Annotated in this window: 21 protein-coding genes and 3 pseudogenes; 16 read left to right on the plus strand and 8 right to left on the minus strand. The window is 56.0% G+C overall.

Annotated elements, in window-relative coordinates:
- The first annotated feature begins 48 nt into the window (after window positions 1-48).
- The 3 genes from VLL26_RS08610 (at window position 49) to VLL26_RS08620 (ending at window position 1346) form a co-directional block, all read left to right on the plus strand.
- A complete protein-coding gene (locus tag VLL26_RS08610) occupies window positions 49-411 on the plus strand; it encodes a hypothetical protein (RefSeq protein ID WP_342318686.1) in 363 nt (120 codons plus the stop codon).
- Window positions 412-776: 365 nt separating this feature from the next.
- A complete protein-coding gene (locus VLL26_RS08615) occupies window positions 777-1052 on the plus strand; it encodes a hypothetical protein (protein ID WP_342318687.1) in 276 nt (91 codons plus the stop codon).
- 90 nt (window positions 1053-1142) lie between these two features.
- Window positions 1143-1346, plus strand: coding sequence for a hypothetical protein (locus VLL26_RS08620; RefSeq protein WP_342318688.1), 204 nt, complete (start codon window positions 1143-1145; stop codon window positions 1344-1346).
- 599 nt (window positions 1347-1945) lie between these two features.
- Here VLL26_RS08620 and VLL26_RS08625 read toward each other — a convergent pair.
- Window positions 1946-2747: pseudogene (locus VLL26_RS08625) on the minus strand (transposase); the annotation flags it as partial.
- Window positions 2748-2894: 147 nt separating this feature from the next.
- Here VLL26_RS08625 and VLL26_RS08630 point away from each other — a divergent pair.
- Window positions 2895-3269: pseudogene (locus VLL26_RS08630) on the plus strand (recombinase family protein); the annotation flags it as partial.
- Between the two features lie 39 nt (window positions 3270-3308).
- Entirely contained in the window at window positions 3309-3428 is a 120-nt protein-coding gene (locus tag VLL26_RS08635) for a helix-turn-helix domain-containing protein (protein WP_342320188.1), read from the plus strand.
- An 87-nt stretch (window positions 3429-3515) separates the two neighbouring features.
- Here VLL26_RS08635 and VLL26_RS08640 read toward each other — a convergent pair whose 3' ends face one another.
- Window positions 3516-3830 (minus strand): ribbon-helix-helix domain-containing protein, encoded by a 315-nt coding sequence (locus tag VLL26_RS08640; RefSeq protein ID WP_342318689.1) that lies wholly within the window; start codon window positions 3828-3830, stop codon window positions 3516-3518.
- A 1052-nt stretch (window positions 3831-4882) separates the two neighbouring features.
- Here VLL26_RS08640 and VLL26_RS08645 point away from each other — a divergent pair.
- Together VLL26_RS08645 and VLL26_RS08650 are read left to right on the plus strand one after the other, a co-directional pair.
- Window positions 4883-5218: a hypothetical protein gene (locus VLL26_RS08645; protein WP_342318690.1), complete on the plus strand. Its 336-nt coding sequence runs from the start codon at window positions 4883-4885 to the stop codon at window positions 5216-5218.
- Window positions 5202-5888 (plus strand): nucleotidyl transferase AbiEii/AbiGii toxin family protein, encoded by a 687-nt coding sequence (locus tag VLL26_RS08650; protein ID WP_342318691.1) that lies wholly within the window; start codon window positions 5202-5204, stop codon window positions 5886-5888. Before VLL26_RS08645 ends, VLL26_RS08650 begins: the two co-directional genes overlap by 17 nt.
- A gap of 677 nt (window positions 5889-6565) precedes the next feature.
- Here the strand turns inward: VLL26_RS08650 and VLL26_RS08655 are convergent.
- The 3 genes from VLL26_RS08655 to VLL26_RS08665 form a co-directional block, all read right to left on the minus strand.
- Window positions 6566-7138, minus strand: a complete 573-nt coding sequence (locus tag VLL26_RS08655) for a hypothetical protein (protein ID WP_342318692.1) — start codon at window positions 7136-7138, stop codon at window positions 6566-6568.
- A 103-nt stretch (window positions 7139-7241) separates the two neighbouring features.
- Window positions 7242-7547 (minus strand): hypothetical protein, encoded by a 306-nt coding sequence (locus VLL26_RS08660; RefSeq protein WP_342318693.1) that lies wholly within the window; start codon window positions 7545-7547, stop codon window positions 7242-7244.
- A gap of 43 nt (window positions 7548-7590) precedes the next feature.
- The gene (locus VLL26_RS08665) at window positions 7591-7866 is read right to left on the minus strand and encodes a transposase (protein WP_342318694.1); all 276 of its coding nucleotides are present in this window, start codon (window positions 7864-7866) and stop codon (window positions 7591-7593) included.
- A gap of 67 nt (window positions 7867-7933) precedes the next feature.
- Between VLL26_RS08665 and VLL26_RS08670 the strand changes: the two genes are divergently transcribed.
- From VLL26_RS08670 to VLL26_RS08705, 9 genes are all read left to right on the plus strand, one after another.
- A complete protein-coding gene (locus VLL26_RS08670; RefSeq protein ID WP_342318695.1) occupies window positions 7934-8329 on the plus strand; it encodes a hypothetical protein in 396 nt (131 codons plus the stop codon).
- A 528-nt stretch (window positions 8330-8857) separates the two neighbouring features.
- On the plus strand, window positions 8858-9013 hold the full coding sequence (locus tag VLL26_RS11150; protein WP_425292263.1) for a helix-turn-helix domain-containing protein: 156 nt from the start codon (window positions 8858-8860) through the stop codon (window positions 9011-9013).
- Complete coding sequence (locus VLL26_RS08675) at window positions 9006-9656, plus strand: N-6 DNA methylase (RefSeq protein ID WP_342318696.1); 651 nt, start codon at window positions 9006-9008, stop codon at window positions 9654-9656. Before VLL26_RS11150 ends, VLL26_RS08675 begins: the two co-directional genes overlap by 8 nt.
- Window positions 9653-11281, plus strand: a complete 1629-nt coding sequence (locus tag VLL26_RS08680) for an Eco57I restriction-modification methylase domain-containing protein (protein WP_342318697.1) — start codon at window positions 9653-9655, stop codon at window positions 11279-11281. The genes VLL26_RS08675 and VLL26_RS08680 overlap by 4 nt, the downstream gene beginning before the upstream one ends.
- A gap of 2 nt (window positions 11282-11283) precedes the next feature.
- The gene (locus tag VLL26_RS08685) at window positions 11284-13857 is read left to right on the plus strand and encodes a DEAD/DEAH box helicase family protein (protein WP_342318698.1); all 2574 of its coding nucleotides are present in this window, start codon (window positions 11284-11286) and stop codon (window positions 13855-13857) included.
- Window positions 13854-14327, plus strand: coding sequence for a hypothetical protein (locus tag VLL26_RS08690; protein ID WP_342318700.1), 474 nt, complete (start codon window positions 13854-13856; stop codon window positions 14325-14327). The genes VLL26_RS08685 and VLL26_RS08690 overlap by 4 nt, the downstream gene beginning before the upstream one ends.
- An 83-nt stretch (window positions 14328-14410) precedes the next feature.
- On the plus strand, window positions 14411-15040 hold the full coding sequence (locus VLL26_RS08695) for a transposase (protein WP_342318701.1): 630 nt from the start codon (window positions 14411-14413) through the stop codon (window positions 15038-15040).
- A gap of 100 nt (window positions 15041-15140) precedes the next feature.
- A complete protein-coding gene (locus VLL26_RS08700) occupies window positions 15141-16019 on the plus strand; it encodes a Mu transposase domain-containing protein (protein WP_342318702.1) in 879 nt (292 codons plus the stop codon).
- On the plus strand, window positions 16012-16773 hold the full coding sequence (locus tag VLL26_RS08705; RefSeq protein ID WP_342318703.1) for an ATP-binding protein: 762 nt from the start codon (window positions 16012-16014) through the stop codon (window positions 16771-16773). Before VLL26_RS08700 ends, VLL26_RS08705 begins: the two co-directional genes overlap by 8 nt.
- A 110-nt stretch (window positions 16774-16883) precedes the next feature.
- On the opposite strand, the pseudogene VLL26_RS11155 reads toward VLL26_RS08705, so the two are convergent.
- From VLL26_RS11155 to VLL26_RS08710, 3 genes and pseudogenes are all read right to left on the minus strand, one after another.
- Window positions 16884-17146 (minus strand): annotated as a pseudogene (locus VLL26_RS11155) (hypothetical protein); the annotation flags it as partial.
- On the minus strand, window positions 17070-17270 hold the full coding sequence (locus tag VLL26_RS11160) for a hypothetical protein (RefSeq protein ID WP_425292313.1): 201 nt from the start codon (window positions 17268-17270) through the stop codon (window positions 17070-17072). The pseudogene VLL26_RS11155 and the gene VLL26_RS11160, both read right to left, overlap by 77 nt.
- The gene (locus VLL26_RS08710) at window positions 17243-17602 is read right to left on the minus strand and encodes a hypothetical protein (RefSeq protein WP_342318704.1); all 360 of its coding nucleotides are present in this window, start codon (window positions 17600-17602) and stop codon (window positions 17243-17245) included. The genes VLL26_RS11160 and VLL26_RS08710 overlap by 28 nt, the downstream gene beginning before the upstream one ends.
- Between the last annotated feature and the right edge of the window lie 24 nt (window positions 17603-17626).

Genomic DNA, 17626 nt, shown 5'->3' on the forward strand with positions numbered 1-17626 from the left:
TGATAACCGCAACCAGCGCTACGTCCCGAGCGTGAGTACCTGCGTGAGGTGCTTTCCGACGAAGATTACCGGCAGGCCGAGTCCACTGTTTTTAGTGCGTTCTTTACCGACAACGAGATCACCCGCGCCATGTGGGACGCTTTGGGTACCGCCGGTTATACCAGGGGAAGTGTCCTAGAGCCGGGCTGTGGCAAAGGTACATTCATTTCCACAGCCCCGCCAGGGACCCATGCCGTGGGGGTGGAACTCGATCCGACTACGGCGCGTATCGCTTCGCTCCTCAACCCAGCAGCCCAGATCCGCGCTGAAAGCTTCGTCGATCCTATCTTTGCTGACAACACGTCTACAGCCACGATTGGAAACGTCCCCTTCGTCAATAGCGCCCCGTACGCTCCCACACCCAGCCCCTAAAGCTCATCCTCCACACCTACGTTATTGCCAAATCGATCGACTTGACCCAACCAGGGGGATTTGTCGCCGTCATTACAAGCACTGGCACGGCTGAAGCTAAAGACAACACTGATGGATTTGGGTCGTGGGCGATTTTGACTGACCGCGCCGACTTCAGCCCGGGGGTACGCTTGCCATCTGGCGATCATGGCGAGTTTGCGGCGAACGCGGGGACAAAAGTCGCTACCGACATCCTTGTATTCTGTGTTCGAGAAGATGGAGAGGAACCCACACCGCGCACCGAAGAATTTTCACGGCTACCGGTTTCACCACTGATGACGGCACAGTACGGATCAACCAATTCTTCGCCAATTACTCTGATCAGATTGTTGGCACTGACGGTGAAGACCGGCCGATATGGTCCCGAAACTGCCATTACTCCGAACCTTGCTACGTCGCTAGCCGATCAAGTGCGTACCGTCGTCAATGCCGATACTGCTGATGCCGTCTTCAACGGCTTTGGGCTTATAGCGGACGCCATTATGACTGGTGCCGTCGCTACGGCAGGTCTCGTCACCTCTGCCCGCGAAAGCATGGAACCCGTCGCCGGGACCGTGCGCTACTCATACGACAACGACGGTTCGCTGACGTATTCCCAGTGACTAGCGCCGCAATATGGCGACGAGCGGCCCCGGTGGGTCGCCGTGGCTCCCGCCAAAAAGTACGCTGCTCAATGGGTAAGCCTGATCGATTTGCGTGACACTACATCCGCGTTGCTCCCCTCTTGCCATGGCAACACCACTGTGGAGATTCATGCCCTGCGCCAGACCCTCAACGAGCAGCACGACTCCTACGTCTCCTCATACGGGCCGATCAATCTTCACGAGATTGAGCAACCTCGCCGCAAATCGCAAGCACAGGCCACCAAGGCGCTTAAAGCTTTGGAGCCCAAATAGCGCCTTGACAACGGTACCGATGACCGCCCATACGACGGTGAGCTGCCTGTCGAAATTGCTGAGGAATTGCGCGAGCGGGCCCGTGCCACGACCGCGGCGCTTCTCGATGATTACGACGCTACACAGGCCATCACTGAGCTTGACCGCGAAGGACTAAGAAGACGAGCCTGTTAAAAACGCGAAAACCCACCGACAACGCGGTGGGGGTGACTTTTCTAAAGCAATCCATGCCGACCGCAGCACCTGGCCTCCGCGTCACTGAAGACCATCAGACATGAACCAGGCTCCTTTTCAGGCTTCAGCTTATGCTTCCACGGATCGGGCGCCCTTGCTCTCGCGGATCATGATACTTGACGGAGTAGGACAGTCAACACGCTGCGTGGAGGAAACCAGGAACCAGTGAGGGCTCAACCGATACGGTATCGCCGTGATCCGGCGGCAGAGGTCTACAACGAGTTCATCGCGCGTGTCGCCGCCACTGACACCGTTGCGTACCTTGATGAAACGTTCCGCAAGGACGGCTCACACGGTGAGACGGGGTTTTATTCTATTGTTGCGGTTCTCGCCGAGAGTGTCCGTTTGTGTGCGCGGGGCGCAGTTTACAAGTGGTCGGCGAATCGGTTGGGGTAGGCCACTGCAAGTTGGTTGATGGCTTGTTTTACTCTGAGGTTTTCGCCTTGGTGTACGACCCGTTGCGGTCGACGACACGTTTAGCTGTCTTCGCACGTCGGGCGGCGTGCTTGCCTTCGAAGGTACAGACCGTCAACCACAGCGTCTCCAACGCCGCAGCATCCGTGGGGAATTGACCACGATTGCGTGTCGCCTTGCACAGTTCGGCAGCGAGTGATTCAATCGCGTTGGTGATGTAGAGCAGCCGACGAGCAGCCGGCGGGAGGTGCAGAAACGGCACGAACCGCTCCCACGCGTCGCGCCAGACCTTCACCGATTGCAGGTACTTTTGCCCCAGTTCAGAGGCTTCGAAAGCGTCCGACGCGGCTGCGGCGGTGCCCTCTTTCGCGGCGGTATAGACCTGACGTGGTGCGCGAGAGACAGGTTTACGCTCCTGACCAGACACCCACCTATTGACAGCTCGGATCAGGTGCACCATGCAGGTCTGCACCATCAAATTCGGCCAGGTCGCTTCCACAGCCTCAGGTGAGCCTTTGATCTGATGTCGACCGCCATGTAGCAGGCTTAATTGACCACCCGATTAGCGCCGCGGATCTTCACCGGTTGCGCGGCGAGAACAACCACAGGGTAGATCTCATCGAGTTGCCGATTCCGCCACAGCATCACCTCACCCAATACGGAGTCGGTGATGGTGCTGATCGTATCCGGACTCACGTCCACCCCCAGGGTGGATGACAGGTGGCGCTGGATATCTCGCACCGTCATGCCCCCGGGCGTGCACCGTTAGTGGGCAATCGTGAATTACATGCTGCCCCTAGTCGCTAGGGTTGAAATGCGGCTAACGGACCATAACCGTCATTACCTTTATAGATTGACGAACACCAGGACGTCGTTGTGGGGTAAAAAGTCGGCTACGCCCGGGTGAGTTCCATAGAACAGAACCGGGACCGGCAACTTGATCGGCTCCGTGCGGCGGGCGCGTCGCAAATCTACAAGGAGAAGATCAGCGGTTCGACGCGGCACCGTCCTCAGTTGGAGGAGGTGCTGAGGTATCTGCGAAAAGGGGATCAGCTCATTGTCACGAGCATGGATCGCCTGGCCCGCTCACTGGTGGACCTGCACACGATTGTCGAAGATTTGGTGGGGCACGGTGTCTCGGTGAGGTTTCTGCGCGAGGGGCAGAGCAATTCAGCGAAGGCCGACCCGATCGCCAAACTGATGCTGGGCCTTATGGGCAGTGTCGCCGAGTTTGAGCGCTCCATTTTTAAAGAGCGCCAGGCAGAGGGTATCGCCCGGGCGAAAGTGCGGAGAGTCTACAAAGGCCGGACGAAGGTGCTCACCGATGCTCAGATTTCCCAGGCTCGGCAATGGGTGGCGGATGGTGTACCTAAGGCGGAGGTGGCTCGTCGGCTCGGGATCGGGCGAACCACACTATACAAGTACCTGCAATAGGAGAGATGGGCTGAATCGCCTATGTCAAAGGTTGTTTAATCGAAGAAATGGTGCGCGACTGTGGCTTCGTGCCGCACGGTGACGCGCTTAGGGAGTGGAACTGCTCCCGCGGTTGTCGTGGCGGGCTTTCCGATCGTTCTTGAGTGCGTCTTCCATGAGCCCGAGGGTGATCTCATCGAAAGCGTCTTTGATCGCAAGTTCCTCGAAGTCGGCGGCGACTTGTTCCCAATGCATGCGCTCGAGGGAGGGAAGCGCGGCCCATAGGGCCATGCGTAGGTAGGCGCCTCGGCTGCGGCCGGTACGTTTAGCGAGCGTGTCGAGGCGGTCGATTAGTTCTGGTTCCAGACGCACAGAGACTACGGGTCCGCGTCCGACCCAGCCGTGTTGTTTTCTCGTTGCCATTGCAGAGGTGTCCTATCTCCGAGCACTCGCGTGCAGTTGTTTCGATTCGGTGTAAACATTGTTTACACCTTGTCCCGGACATGGGGTGGAGGAAAAACGAATGTTCGTGGGCCCCTCCTCGTCTCGGTGTAAACATTGTTTACTCCGAGTCAGTTTCTTTTCTTGCAGGGCGTGCATTTATGAACGATCGACCGTGTCTCGGTCGTTGACCTAGTCATTGGAGCTAGCTGCCTACGCGGGGCCGCGGAGGTGTGTGAACCGCCAACTCTTTCCGGCACTGGGTAATTGGGAGTACTCACATTCGCCGCGTGCGTGAGACGCTCCGCTGTAGCGTTTCATGGCCGTTCTTGCTCATAGGTTTTGGCCGAGGCCACACTGCAGCTAGCGAGCCGAGAAGCGCGACGTGGTTCTCCGTAAGCTCGCTACAGAACCCTAAACGGCCACACACGGTAGGCACTTTTCATGAGAATGGTGAGTCGGTCGGCTGCACTGCGGAGTTATAATGCCGTTTTGCGCCGTTCACGCCAGGCCCGGGTGCCAGTACCTGTTGCGCTCCGTGGGGACGAACGACGCACACGACGAGTCGGTAGAGGCCGGAAAACCGTCCTCGTACTACCAGTTACCGACGAGGGTCGTATGAAAGTGCGGGTCGTGTGGCGCGACGTGCTCGGCGCTGTATACGATCCCCGCGATTAAATTGCCAAACCCCATTCAATCTCGGCCGCGTCGACGAGGCAGAGGCTGTCATCGCCTGGCGGCTACGTAACCAACTCGACTCTCTGCATGCGCAGCGGCCAAGCCTGAGCAACGCCCCCGCGCACACATGGGCATGCAGCCAGAACCTGCGGGCTACGCCAGTACAGCTAGCGAGGCGGTTCCGGCCGTTGACCTTGACGACCCGCTTACCCACATCATGGCGCATCGCGCCCGACATACCGGAAGACCCACCCCCGGCACTCCGACGAGCGCGAGCTGTAGACACCGCGAATTGGCTGTTATGCTGTGGTCATCGTCACCAAAGTCTCATCGTTCAGTGCTAGGAGGTAAACACCATGACCAATCCGATTGTCCCTCCTCGGAGATTCCGGCCTCCCTTTGACGTCCCTGATTCGTTGGATGACTTGCAGGGGCCTGCTAGTGGGGTGTTGGAAGTGCCACACTCGATCATGTGGGCACGCTCTGATTACCACACAGTCGATCTCTCGAACGATGCCGCGATTGTTTCCGCCTACCGCGAAATCCTCGGATCGGCGACTCTGGAGCAACTGACGCGCCTTGTGAACAAGGATCATCTTGTGCGCCTATGGCCGACCACATTTGATACCACGATCCGCAACGCATGGGAAGAATCTTTCGACGAGCTCCGTAATCATGTCACGCATCGATAATTCTGACCTCCAGACGCGCATCGCACAGATCGCGCTTCGAGTTGGTGGCTCGCATGGTTTCGTCCTAGCAGGTGGAAAAACGCTTCAAGTTCATGGCCTAAGCGACCGTCCCACCCAGGATGTTGACCTTTTTACGAACAACTTCGACGTGAACCTCTTCTCGCACGCACGCCAGCTCATCGTCGATAAGCTGCAGGAAGCTGGTTTTAAGGTCGAGACTGTGCGTAATGCACCGGGTTTTGCTCGTCTGACCGTTACAGAAGCCCACCAAAACAACATGGTGGAGGTAGATCTAGGGATCGACTGGCGCAGCAACGCAACGGGCACCCCATCCGCACTCGGTGCAGTGCTATCGCAAGACGATGCGGTGGCGTCGAAAACGATCGCGTTGTTTAATCGGGCTTACCCTAGAGATTTCATTGACTTCTTTAATATCGTCGCCACCGGCAGGTACACAGTAGAAGCGCTGGTGAGCTTGGCTCACGATCACGACCCTGGATTTCACGTCGCCGCTTTCAGAGACGCCTTAGGTGTTATCACCCGCCTCGACCACAATGAAGTAAGTGATTACGGCGTCACGCCACAGCAGTGGGAGGAAATCACGCAGTGGACCCTGCACGTGTCGTCTACCCTTTCCGACTCCAGCCCCTCTCACGCGCCAGAGCAATAGACACCGCCACAGCGCCTTCAAGCGCAGCACGATAGGAACGCTTCAGCTCCCCCCGAACAGACTCCGCCTCACGCGTCTTTTCAACCCGATAACACGCAGACCCTCGAATGATGCGTTGCCTCGAGTATTAAGGGCCGCGTATTCGCAGCGCTGGTCCCCACGTGCCTTCTACAGCATGACGTCGTTGGTTGATTCGCGGAGTTTGATGGTGTTTGCTTCCGGGGCAGAAAGCTGATCGCCCTAGGCGTCTATCAACTCGTTGGGAGAGGTCACCGACGCCCCTAGCCCCTGTTTAGTAGGCCACGATTGCGGCCGGGTCGGCACCAGTCAGTTGCATGTCTTCGATGGCTTCCTCGATTGCGGCCGCGAGCGTTGCGAGCCTCGTTGTGGTGAGCACTGTGATTGAGTTGCTGATGCTTCCCAGGTGCGGTTTCTACCGATGAGCTCGCCGAGCGCCGTAAACGGGTTCTTTGACACGGGGTGGCCTCACCCCTACGGGCCTGCACCCACTGGCCTAACTGAATGCCTGTGAGTACCGCAATGAAGCTTCCAACAGGCAAAACCCCAGTATGGTCTGGATGTCCCATCCAATGTTGCCTGCTGCTCGCGGGTTGTCGCGTCCATGTGGTTTCATTTCTCACTCCTTGTTTTCATCATGGGTTTATGGCGTTGGTGGGTTATGTAAACACGCTGCTCAGCAGACTGAGGTGGTCGATTCTCCACTGACCCCTATTTTTTTCTAGGATGACCACAAAATCGTCGATGAAGATCTCATCGAAGCCGTCCATGATGCGGGTGCATGCCATTTTGCGATGCCACGTCGTGTCGGAGTCTTCGGGGTGTATCTCGTTGCTGATTGTGACCTCTGCGCGTTGTGTTCCGCCTGCTCGGTCCCACGTGTCCCACGACCGCAGGATCATGTGGGGAGTAATTGTGCTGGGGTCGGCAGTCACGGCTCTCCACGCTTTTGGTGTGGTGATTCCTTGCAGTCTTTCATGCACGGTCATCGCGTCGTATTCGGCGGCGGTGAAGGTGCAGAGATGTTCCATGGCCGCCGTGGCCACGGTCTCCGGCCCCTTATTGGCTAGGTGCTCGAAGCCGGGCCCATAAGGCATTGCCGCATCTGGGCGGGTGGTGGTTATCTCGATTGGTGCGAGATCGCGGCGCTCGGTAGGCAAAGGGTCGCACGCCGTGACGTGAATGGCTAGTACCAAGGTTGTAAGCAGGGCGAATGGCTTTTTTGTGGTCACGGTTTCGTCTCGTTGATTGCTACGCGCTTAAGGGTGGCCGCATGAAAGTCTCCTCGCAGGGAGTATTCCCTGACCGGCCCGTCGAAAGTTTGTGCTTCGTACATCATATTCTTCCCTTCCCTTTCCCCTGAGTAGATGGCAACGTGGCCGAGCATGTAAATGAGCTCACCGGGGCCGTTTCCTCCCAAGGCACAGTGACCAGGTTTGCGCCTGCCGGTTGTGCCTCGGTGTCAAGTCCACGGTGGTGGTGTATCTGCCTTTCGACATAAACAAGCAGGATGTCGGTGTCGGGGACCGTCACGAGCTCGGTGCTGGCGCGGGTTCCTGCAACCTCCTGAGTGGACTCGCCGGCATCAATGACGGTGGTTGTCGTCATCGTCTTGGTGTGTTCCCGGCTGGTTAGCGGCATGTAGCGTTTCTGTTGGATCCTTTGCACTCGTGTTGATCAGCGCTTAGCGCCTTGAGCAAATGCACGACGGCGTTGTCGAGGTCGGGCAAGACACCGGCGACGTACCTTTCTGTTCAACCAGTCGGTGGGGTGGTGTGATTAGATTTTCGTCCACACTGTTTTCGGGTTTCGGGCCGTGGGTAAACGCCAACAGATCTCCTAAGGATTCCTCCAGGTAATCTGCCACATGCGGGAACCTCTGCTGGCAGAACTCAACGACATCCCGGGCATGGTGGCGTACGTTGTTAGCGTCGGGTTGCTGGAAGATCGTCTGAAACATCGTGTGCGCGCTCTTCGAAATGTAGCCCACTTGCGACGGTCGAAAAGTAGCCCACCGACAAGATTGGATGGGTGATTTCCGTGGAAGATTGGGCCAGGATCAGGTAACTGCGCCGGAGAAAGCCAACGCCTTCGAGGACTTGGTGAAGTTCATCCCGCGGGTAGAGGAGTTGAAGTATACAAACTACTCAGAGGAGTCCATGACGTCGTTTATCGACAAGTTTGCGCAGGCTGCGGCCGACTTCGCAGTGAACAACCCCGCTGCTGTGTTGGGAGGGAAGAACGTCACGCGGTTCATCGCCACTATACCGGCCGAAGAGCTTACCACGGACCAGGCCCGTGCCTTGCTGGGCCAGGTGCTCACGGCAGCCGAGTTGATGGGCAACGCTTATGTGGAGAAACTCATCGAGGACGGATACCTCGGTCGGATTCTCAAACGCCTGGAGGAGCTGGGGAGGGCGTAGCCTTTTCGCGCCAGCGGTAAGGTCCGAGCGAGTGAAGCATCTGCCCTTTCGGTAGAGGTAGAGAAAGGCAGGATCAAGGACCATCATGGGCCTAGTGCCGTTGGGCGCTCATGGTCCTGAACGATTGAACCTGGCTAGGCAGCTAGTCGATCTGGATCTCAGGCTTCCGCACATATCACACTTCCAATCTTGTCGGCGGGCCTCTTTCCATTCCTCAGAGGCGGGCTACTTTTCGTCCGTCGCAGTTGGGATATTTTTCAAGCGTCGCTAACAAAGCTCATGCAGCCCGCTGCCGTCCGACACTGACGTTTACGGCAACAGCCTGTATGCTATGAAAAATATGTTTAAGCTCATTGTTATTGGGTAGGATATGCTTTCAGACTCGGACTGGGTGGCAGAGAATCCTTGCGCAGGTCGGAACTTCGGGGCGACCCTCGGCTTCAAATAGAACATCAAATCGAATAAAGGAGGCGGCCCAAAGTAACCACCAGGTTCACACTGGTATACCTCCTCCTCATCGACCGAGACATGACCAAAGATAACTTTCGCCTGACCACTTGTCTATCGACAGCAATAATCGCCAAGATAAACAAGAAGCGAAACGCACCTTTCGATGTACTACGTCGCATCAGTGAATCGATCAGTTGCCGCCCCAAGGACTTTCTGGAGACCATCGATGAATAATCCAATGCCAGCAGTCGAGCAGTTGGTAAAGTCTAAACAGCGCGTCGCGGATCACGGCGAAGTTTTCACACCCGCTCACATCGTCGAAGCGATGCTCGACCTAGTCAAGGATGAATCTGAGCGGATTGACTCCCGATTCCTCGAACCGGCTTGCGGCGAAGGCGCGTTCCTCTGCCAGGTACTGGTGCGCAAGCTCGCCACGGTGCAGGACAAGTATGGCAGAAGCGAGTTCGAACGCCGCCATTATGCAATTCTCGCCCTCATGTGCATTTACGGCATTGAACTCCTTGAAGACAACGCCCAACTGTGCCGAGACAACCTCGCGGATATTTTCACCCAGTTCATTAACGACCCGAACGACACCATCTGGGAAGCTGTTGCGCGGAGAGTGTTGGCCGTCAACATCGTGCAGGCCGATGCCTTGACCATGAAGCGCCCCGATGGCACGCACGTGACTTTTCCTGAGTGGGGCTACGTCGGTAAAGGCAAGTTCCAACGCAGGGACTTCCAGTACAGCAAACTCACCCAACGCAGTTCCTTCGCTGGCACGCTATTTGCAGAACTCGACGATGACGACATATTCAGGCCACACAAAGAATACAAACCGATGAGCGTCGCGGAAATCGCAGAAGGGAGGCGATGATGCTGCAACACGGTCATAACCCAGATGTCCTCACTTGTATTGCAAACCTCTCGAACGATGAGGTTTTCACCCCACCCGAGATCGCAAACGCCATGCTTGACCAACTCGCAGAAGCCTGGGCCGCTGATCATGACGGAGCAGACATCTGGGCTAACCCGAACCTGAAGTTCCTAGACCCGTTCACCAAATCTGGAATCTTCCTGCGCGAAATCACGCAACGGCTCACCGAGGGGCTCGCAAGTCAGATCCCTGACTTGCAGAAACGGGTAAACCACATCCTCACCAAGCAGGTCTACGGGATTGCGATCACCGAACTCACCGCTATGCTGGCGCGTCGCAGTGTCTACTGCTCGAAATGGGCCAGTCGCGAACACTCTATCTGCACCGCCTTTGATGATGACGCAGGGAACATCTGGTTTCAACGCACCGAGCACACTTGGACTGGCGGTACCCGAAAATTCCGGATCGATCCCACATCGGGAGAAGAATTCACCGTCTACACGAATCGACGGTGTGCCTACTGCGGAGCTGGTGAAGAAGACTACGACCGCGGGAAAGAACGCGAATCTCACGCCTATGCCTTCACGCACACCGACAATATCCACCAAAACCTGACAGAAATCTTCGGAGAGTCCATGCAGTTCGACGTTGTAATTGGAAATCCGCCATACCAGCTATCAGACGGCGGTCACGGAAAATCTGCCGCCCCTATATATCAAGACTTCGTTGCCCAAGCAAAGAAACTTGAACCCCGCTACCTTACAATGATTATCCCCTCACGCTGGTTCACCGGAGGCAAAGGGCTGGACAACTTCCGGCACGAAATGCTAAATGACAAGCGCCTACGATCCATTACCGATTATCTAAACGCTTCCGACTTGTTCAACGGGGTGGGATTGAAGGGTGGCGTTTGCTTCTTCTTGTGGGACCGGGACAATCCAGGTGATTGCACGGTCACCACGAATTTGAAGGACTGGGCTACATCGACCCAAACCCGCCCATTGCTCGAAGAAGGCGCTGACGTATTTATTCGTTTCAATCAGGGCGTGTCGATTCTTCGGAAAGTTCAACAGGTAGAAAAGGATAATTTCTCGTCCTTTGAGAGCCTTGTTAGCTCCCGAAAACCATTTGGTTTATCAACTACTTATAGGGGAAACGCTTCGCGCAACGAAGGTGACCTAACAGTTCACCAGAAGGGTGGTAAAGCATTCATCGCCAGGGGCGATATTACGACTGGCCTCAACCTAATCGATGAATGGAAAATCTTTGTAGGCCGAGCCGCCCCGGGGACCGGTAACCGTGACACGTACCCTCACCGCATCATCAGCACCCCCTTCTTGGGAGCGCCCCAAGAAGTGAGCTCTGAGACTTATCTCTGTATTGCACCTTTCGCATCAAAAGAAGCTGCGGAGAGCGCCTTGTCCTATCTTCACTGTCGGTTCACTAGATTTCTGATCTTACTGCATAAGGCTTCTCAAGATGCGACCAAGAGAGTTTACAGATTCGTTCCGGTACAGACCTGGGATCGGAAATGGACGGATGAAATCTTGTACGACAAATACGGTATCTCTGACGAGGAAATTGAGTTTATCGAGTCAATTGTCCGCCCACTGGAAGCCAAGTAGTTATGCCGAAAAATCTCGCTGAACTGTTGCCGGCTAAGCCGTCATCACGGCTGCGGATCTATGCGTGGACACCGAAGTTCCCTTCACCCGAATATCAAGGGCTGATCAAGGTGGGGCAGACCACTAAGGAGAAGGTCGCCGACCGAATCCGTCAGTCTCAAGGGCAGATGCAACAGGAGTTTACGATTCATGCTGATGTCATTGCTGAACGGGAAGATGGCTCGATATTCCGTGACAGCGACGTCATCGCCCGTCTGGTATCGAAGGGATTCGACAACCCGCGCATTGGCTCCTCGAGAGAGTGGGTACGCTGCACGCCGTCGGACGTGCTCGCGGCGATTACAGAGCTTCGTACTGGGCAGGAGTACTCCGGCAAGCGCTACCAAACCTTTGCGATGCGTCCAGAGCAAGCCGAGGCCGTGTCACGAACGCGCGAGTACTTCGAGTCCATCTGGGCTGAGGACGCGGAGGCCACCCCGAGATTCTTGTGGAATGCCAAGATGCGATTCGGGAAGACCTTCACCTCATACCAGCTTGCCAAGGTAATTGGAGCGAAACGCGTCCTGGTTGTGACCTTCAAGCCCGCTGTCGAAGACGCGTGGCACGAAGACCTCGCCAGCCATGTCGACTTCGAGAACTGGCAATACAGGAATGCCACCACCATGGGCAATGCGGAGCCCATCGACAATGATCGTCCGCTCGTCTATTTCGGTTCTTTCCAGGACCTGCTGGGCAAGGACAAAAAGACGGGTCTCATTAAATCCAAAAACGAGTGGGTACACACCGTCAACTGGGATCTAGTTATCTTCGACGAATATCACTTCGGTGCCTGGCGGGAGTCGGCCAAGGAACTGTTCGCAGGTGAAGACGAGATGGAAGCCTCCAAGGAACTAGCCGCTGAGTACCGTCCTGAACTCGACACCTTCGGGGAGGAGCTAGAGGAGCTCGCCAACGACGAAGACGAGTTTCTTCCCATCACGACCCGTGCGTACCTGTACCTTTCAGGCACACCCTTCAAGGCACTCGGGACGGGTGAGTTCATTGAAGAGCAGATCTTCAACTGGACCTATACAGATGAGCAGCGCGCCAAAGCGCAGTGGACCACCAACCATCCAGGTGAATGGAACCCCTACGGCGCGCTACCCGAAATGCGACTAATGACCTACCAGATGCCCGACGATCTCGTTGCTGTAGCTCACCACGGCGAGTTTGACGAATTTGACCTCAACGAATTCTTCGCTGCCACCGGTGCCGGTTTGGATGCGCGGTTCACACACGAGTCCGATGTTCAGAAGTGGTTGGATCTGATCCGCGGGAAGCACGCTCCCACACAACTCGACTCACTCAAGGCTGGCACGCGACCGCCATTTCCCTACGCAGACTCACGATTGCTGCCATATTTGCAACACTCCTTTTGGTTTCTACCCAACGTGGCCGCCTGTCACGCAATGGCAAATCTGCTACGAGCCCGGCACAACACCTACTGGCATGCCTACGAGGTGCTAGTCGTTGCCGGGAGCAGCGCCGGGGTAGGCATCGACGCGCTCCCACCTGTGCGCGCGGCAATCGGGGACGGTCATGGAACCCAGACCATTACGCTCTCCTGCGGTAAGCTCACCACCGGGGTCACCGTCAAGCAGTGGGCGTCCATCCTCATGCTACGCAACCTCAGCAGTCCAGAGACTTACTTCCAAGCGGCGTTTCGGGTGCAGTCACCGTGGGCGATCAAAAACCCCGACGGCGATGACCCGAGCCGGGAAGAGAACCTCAAACCCGTCGCATTTGTATTCGACTTTGCCCCCTCACGTGCGCTGCGTCAGATCGCCGACTACGGTGCCGGACTGAACCCTGAAGCCTCGAACCCTGAGACAGCGGTTGCCGAACTTGTGACCTTCCTGCCCGTCCTAGCTTACGACGGTGCCAACATGACCCAAGTTGACGCCAGTGCGATCCTCGACATCGCGATGGCCGGCACCTCTGCCACTCTGCTCGCCCGCAAATGGGAGTCCGCAATCTTGGTCAACGTGGATAACGTAACGTTGCGCAAGATTATGAACAGCGCCGAAGCGATGAAAGCCATCATGAACATCGAAGGATTCCGTGCGCTCGGCCAGGAAGTCTTCGAAACCGTTGTGAATAAGTCCGAGGCAGTGTCGAATACCAAGAAGGAGAAAGGCGGGAGCCTCAGCAAGCCCGAAAAGAAGAAGCTAAGTGACGATGAGAAAGAGTACAGGAATAAGCGGAAACAGATCCAAGAGAAGCTCATCAAGTTCGCCACCCGTATTCCTGCGTTCATGTACCTCACCGACTGCCGCGAGAACACCCTCCAAGACGTAATCACCAAGATCGAGCCTGATCTGTTCAAGCAGGTCACAGGCCTTAGCGTCAGCGACTTTCACCTTCTCATCAACCTCGGCGTCTTCAACTCGATCCACATGAACCAAGCTGTCTTCTCCTTCCGTCGTTACGAAGACGCCTCACTGTCTTACACCGGTATCCGAAGCCACAAGGACCTGCGCACCGTCGGCCTCTACGACACCGTCATTACCCTAGAAACGGAAGGTGGGGTTCAATGACGATAAATACACCATTGAGCAGCGAGGAGCGTAAGCATGCAGTGCCGATGAATGGTTTGCTCATCGACACCCTTGTTTGGGGTTCTACGACCAAACGTCGGCCTTTCGGGAATCGACGCTGCTGTCTTCCCAGATGGTGCTCGAATTTTTTTACCTACCTATCGGAGTTACCAAAGCAAGAGTATTGGGGCGCGCTGGGAAGTAATCAGAAAGTCAAGGTAAAGAAGAATTTTCAGCAGAAGGCAAAGAAGGCCGTCCAGTTAAGCGAAGACGCGATTGTCGCTGAAGGAGCATCCTCAATGTACGCCATGTGGAGGAAGCTCTTTGGTCGATTCGTCCCCTCTGGCGCCGATTCGGAGGCGGTCGAAACTGCTGAGGAGTATCGAGATACAGAAAAGTTCGTAGAGGATGTCGTTTTCGGGTGTTTGGTCGGGGTAGTCCGCGTAGTTGGTAGGGGTGATTTCGGGTAGGTGGTCGGGTCATGATTCTTGGTGGCGATGTCGTCAATTCTGCGGCATCGTGACACGTTTTCATGACCAAGGAGGCCATCTTTATGGCTGAATTCAAAGGGATCATGGCGATGCGACTCGAAGGTAAAAGCTATGGCGACATTGCTTCTGCGTTGGGGTGCTCTAATCGCGATATCGCTCGCGTGATCACTGTCATCAACTCCTACGGGATCACGGCAGAATCCTTTACCAGGCTGTCTCCGGAGTTCTTTGATGAACATTTCCCTGACGGGCGCCGAGCGCGCAAAGCTTCGTATGTCCAGCCGGATTACAAAGCTCTAGCGGCCAAGCTTGCAAAGAACAAGCATCTGACCAGGTTCATTCTGTGGGAGAAATACTATTCTTCACCGGCGGAACCTGGGATGCTGAAGTACCAGTACACCCAGTTTTGTGATGGTTTTGCTGCCTATATCAAGACTCACGGGCTTTCTGAAGTCATCGAGCACGAGCCGGGTGAGGAACTGTATGTCGATTGGGCTGGTGACAAGTTCGCTATCACCGATCCTGCTACCGGTAGGACCGCGTTTCACGCGTCGATCTTCGTCGCGGTGTGTCCGTATTCAGGGCTGTTGTTTGCAAAGGCCACTCGAAACGAGAAAATGGCGAACTGGATTGACTGCCACGTCGCTACTTTGGATTACTTAGGGGCACGGACCTGCGATAATCGTTCCTGATAACGCATCAACGGCCACGTACCAACCGAAGAAGAACTCTTCGTACCGGGCGATCACCGACCGTTACGCTGACTTCGCGTCGTATTACGACATTTTGATCGTGCCGACTAGGCCAGCGAAGCCGCGGGACAAGGCTGCCGTTGAACGTGCCGTGAAAACCGTGTATTCCCTGGTCCTGGGCTACTTCGACAATCAATGCTTCTACAGTCTGGAAGAACTCAATGAAGCGATCAGTAGACGAGTCGATGACATCAACGAGGTCCGGGCCCGTACAGACGGGGTGACACGCAGGGACCTGTTCGACGCAGATGAACGTCCCCTCATGCGTGCGCTTCCCGACGATCGGTTTACTGAAGTGTTGTGGCGTAGCCTGAAAGTCGATCGCTCTTGGCACGTCACGTGCGACTACCAGTACTACTCTGTGCCGTTTACCCTCGTCGGCAAGATGGTACGAGCCCGTCTGACCCAATCAATAGTCAGTATTTTCTACAACGATGAACTTGTTGCCGAGCATCCTCGATTGCACGGGTTTCGCTACCGGTACTCCTCAGACCCCGCTCATAGCCCCGATGGGTCCTCAACCTCGAAGGCCTACACCCGCGATGAACTCCTCTCGTGGGCTTCGTCCTATGGCACCGCAACTATGGAGGTCATTAAGAAGGTACTCGATCGATTCGACAAAGCCGTGCCTAAAGCAATGAAGCAAGCAAGCCTGATTCTCGTAACACTGGGCAAACGTCACAACGGAACCACCCTGGAACCGGCTTGCCAATACATCCTCGACAAACAGCTCGCCCCCGCGCGGTCAGTCATCCAACGTGTGCAGTCCAACATCCACCAGAACCATCCTACCGCATCTCCCGGGGATACAGCCACAGCCCCAGGCCGTGGACCGATCGACCTGACCGGATTGGAATCGGAGGTCTTCATCCGCTCAGCAGAACATTTCACCGAAGGAAAGCACAAGCACCATGACTGACCTGGATGAGACTACCTGGGCACAATTGCGTGCCCTCCGGCTTTCAACCTTTGCCGAAGTCTACTTCGACCTCGTCACCAGCGACGAATATGCCAAGGAACTCCCCGAGGACATCTTCCTCGCAGCAGCTGAGATCCTGGCGCAACGACGAACCGAACGCAACATTGCCAAAGCCATCGCACAGGCAAAATTCCGCTACCCCCACGCCAGCCTCGCTGAAATCACCAACCCCGAAGAAAGAGGTATCGACACCAGACAGCTGACGCGGATTGCGAAAACAAACTGGCGGGAAAACCCCACAAACCTACACCTGCTCGCACCTGCCGGCACAGGCAAAACCTACATCGCTTGCGCGCTCGGAATCGCCGCATGCCAAGCCGGGTACTGCGTGATGTACTTCCGCCTTGATCAACTGGCTTCAAAGCTAGCGGCCTTCCCACCCACGGATAAGTCCTACGAAGAGGAAATGAGAAAGATCACGAACGTCGATGTCCTCATCATCGACGACTTTCTCACCCTAGAACTAGACTCCCGAGGACAAGACGACCTAACCAAGATCATATTCGACAGAGAAGGTCGGCTTCCGACCATCATCTCATCGCAATCAAGCGCAGGCTACTGGCTCAAAGCACTACCCAACCGGGTAGGAGCCGACTGCCTAGTCAGCAGAATCAGCAGCGGTCGCCACCTCGAAATCGGAGACTTCGACATGCGCAAGCATCTCGCAACAATCCGCAACACCACAGAAACCTAACCCCAACAACCAGCCCGTCCAAGCAAGGACGGGCTCCCCCTACCAACAAGCCGGAATACCACCCCGACCACCTTCGTGGAACACCCCTACCAAAAACCCGCACTTGGCGTGCTGATCGCTTCGTCGTCGGTGATCGAGTCGTTGAGATTGTCGCGCAGGCCGTCGACGAAGAGGTCGAACTCCTTTTTCAAGGTGGCGCCGACGCCGTCGAGAAGCGCTCTGATGCGGATGATGTGCGCCTCGCGATCGCCGCGACGTCATCCGCCCTATCCTCCCAGTAGGTGCGGGTGCCTACCTTATCTACCAGCTTGGTGTAGATCGCTTCCTGCCACTGCTCCAGAGGAAACACCGTGACCGGCTGCGCCAGTAGGGGTCAGTTGACTGCTGGGCGTCGAGATCGTTGAGTACTTCCTTTTGGCCGACTCAACGCGATCAATGACCTGCTTTGCCAGCGCCGCCTCGGCATCCTTCAACCACTGGTCCGTGGTCGAGATAATGTAGCGGTGCGAAAAATGCTGCGTGCCCTTCTCCGTGTCGAAGGAATATCCCGATGCCTCGAAAAGGAATCGATGTGAGCCTTCTGGATGGTGGTGGTCGGCATGTAAAACTTCGCCTGGACAGCAACCCAGCTATCGTCGTCAACGCGGAGCGCGACGATGTCGATGCCCCGATCAGGAATACCCGCATTGTAGCGCCAATCCGCCCAGCGGTAGACCTCGTCGAACTGCTCCGCCAGGGTCGGGGCGGTGCTTAAGAAAATCACCATCAACTTCTCAAAATCGATACCGTACTTGCCTTGCTGCTGTTTTTCGCGGAGCTGATCGAGCATTTCCTCAAACGATGACTTCAAGGA

The organism is Corynebacterium sp. BD556 (assembly GCF_038452275.1).
GTDB lineage: Bacteria > Actinomycetota > Actinomycetes > Mycobacteriales > Mycobacteriaceae > Corynebacterium > Corynebacterium mayonis.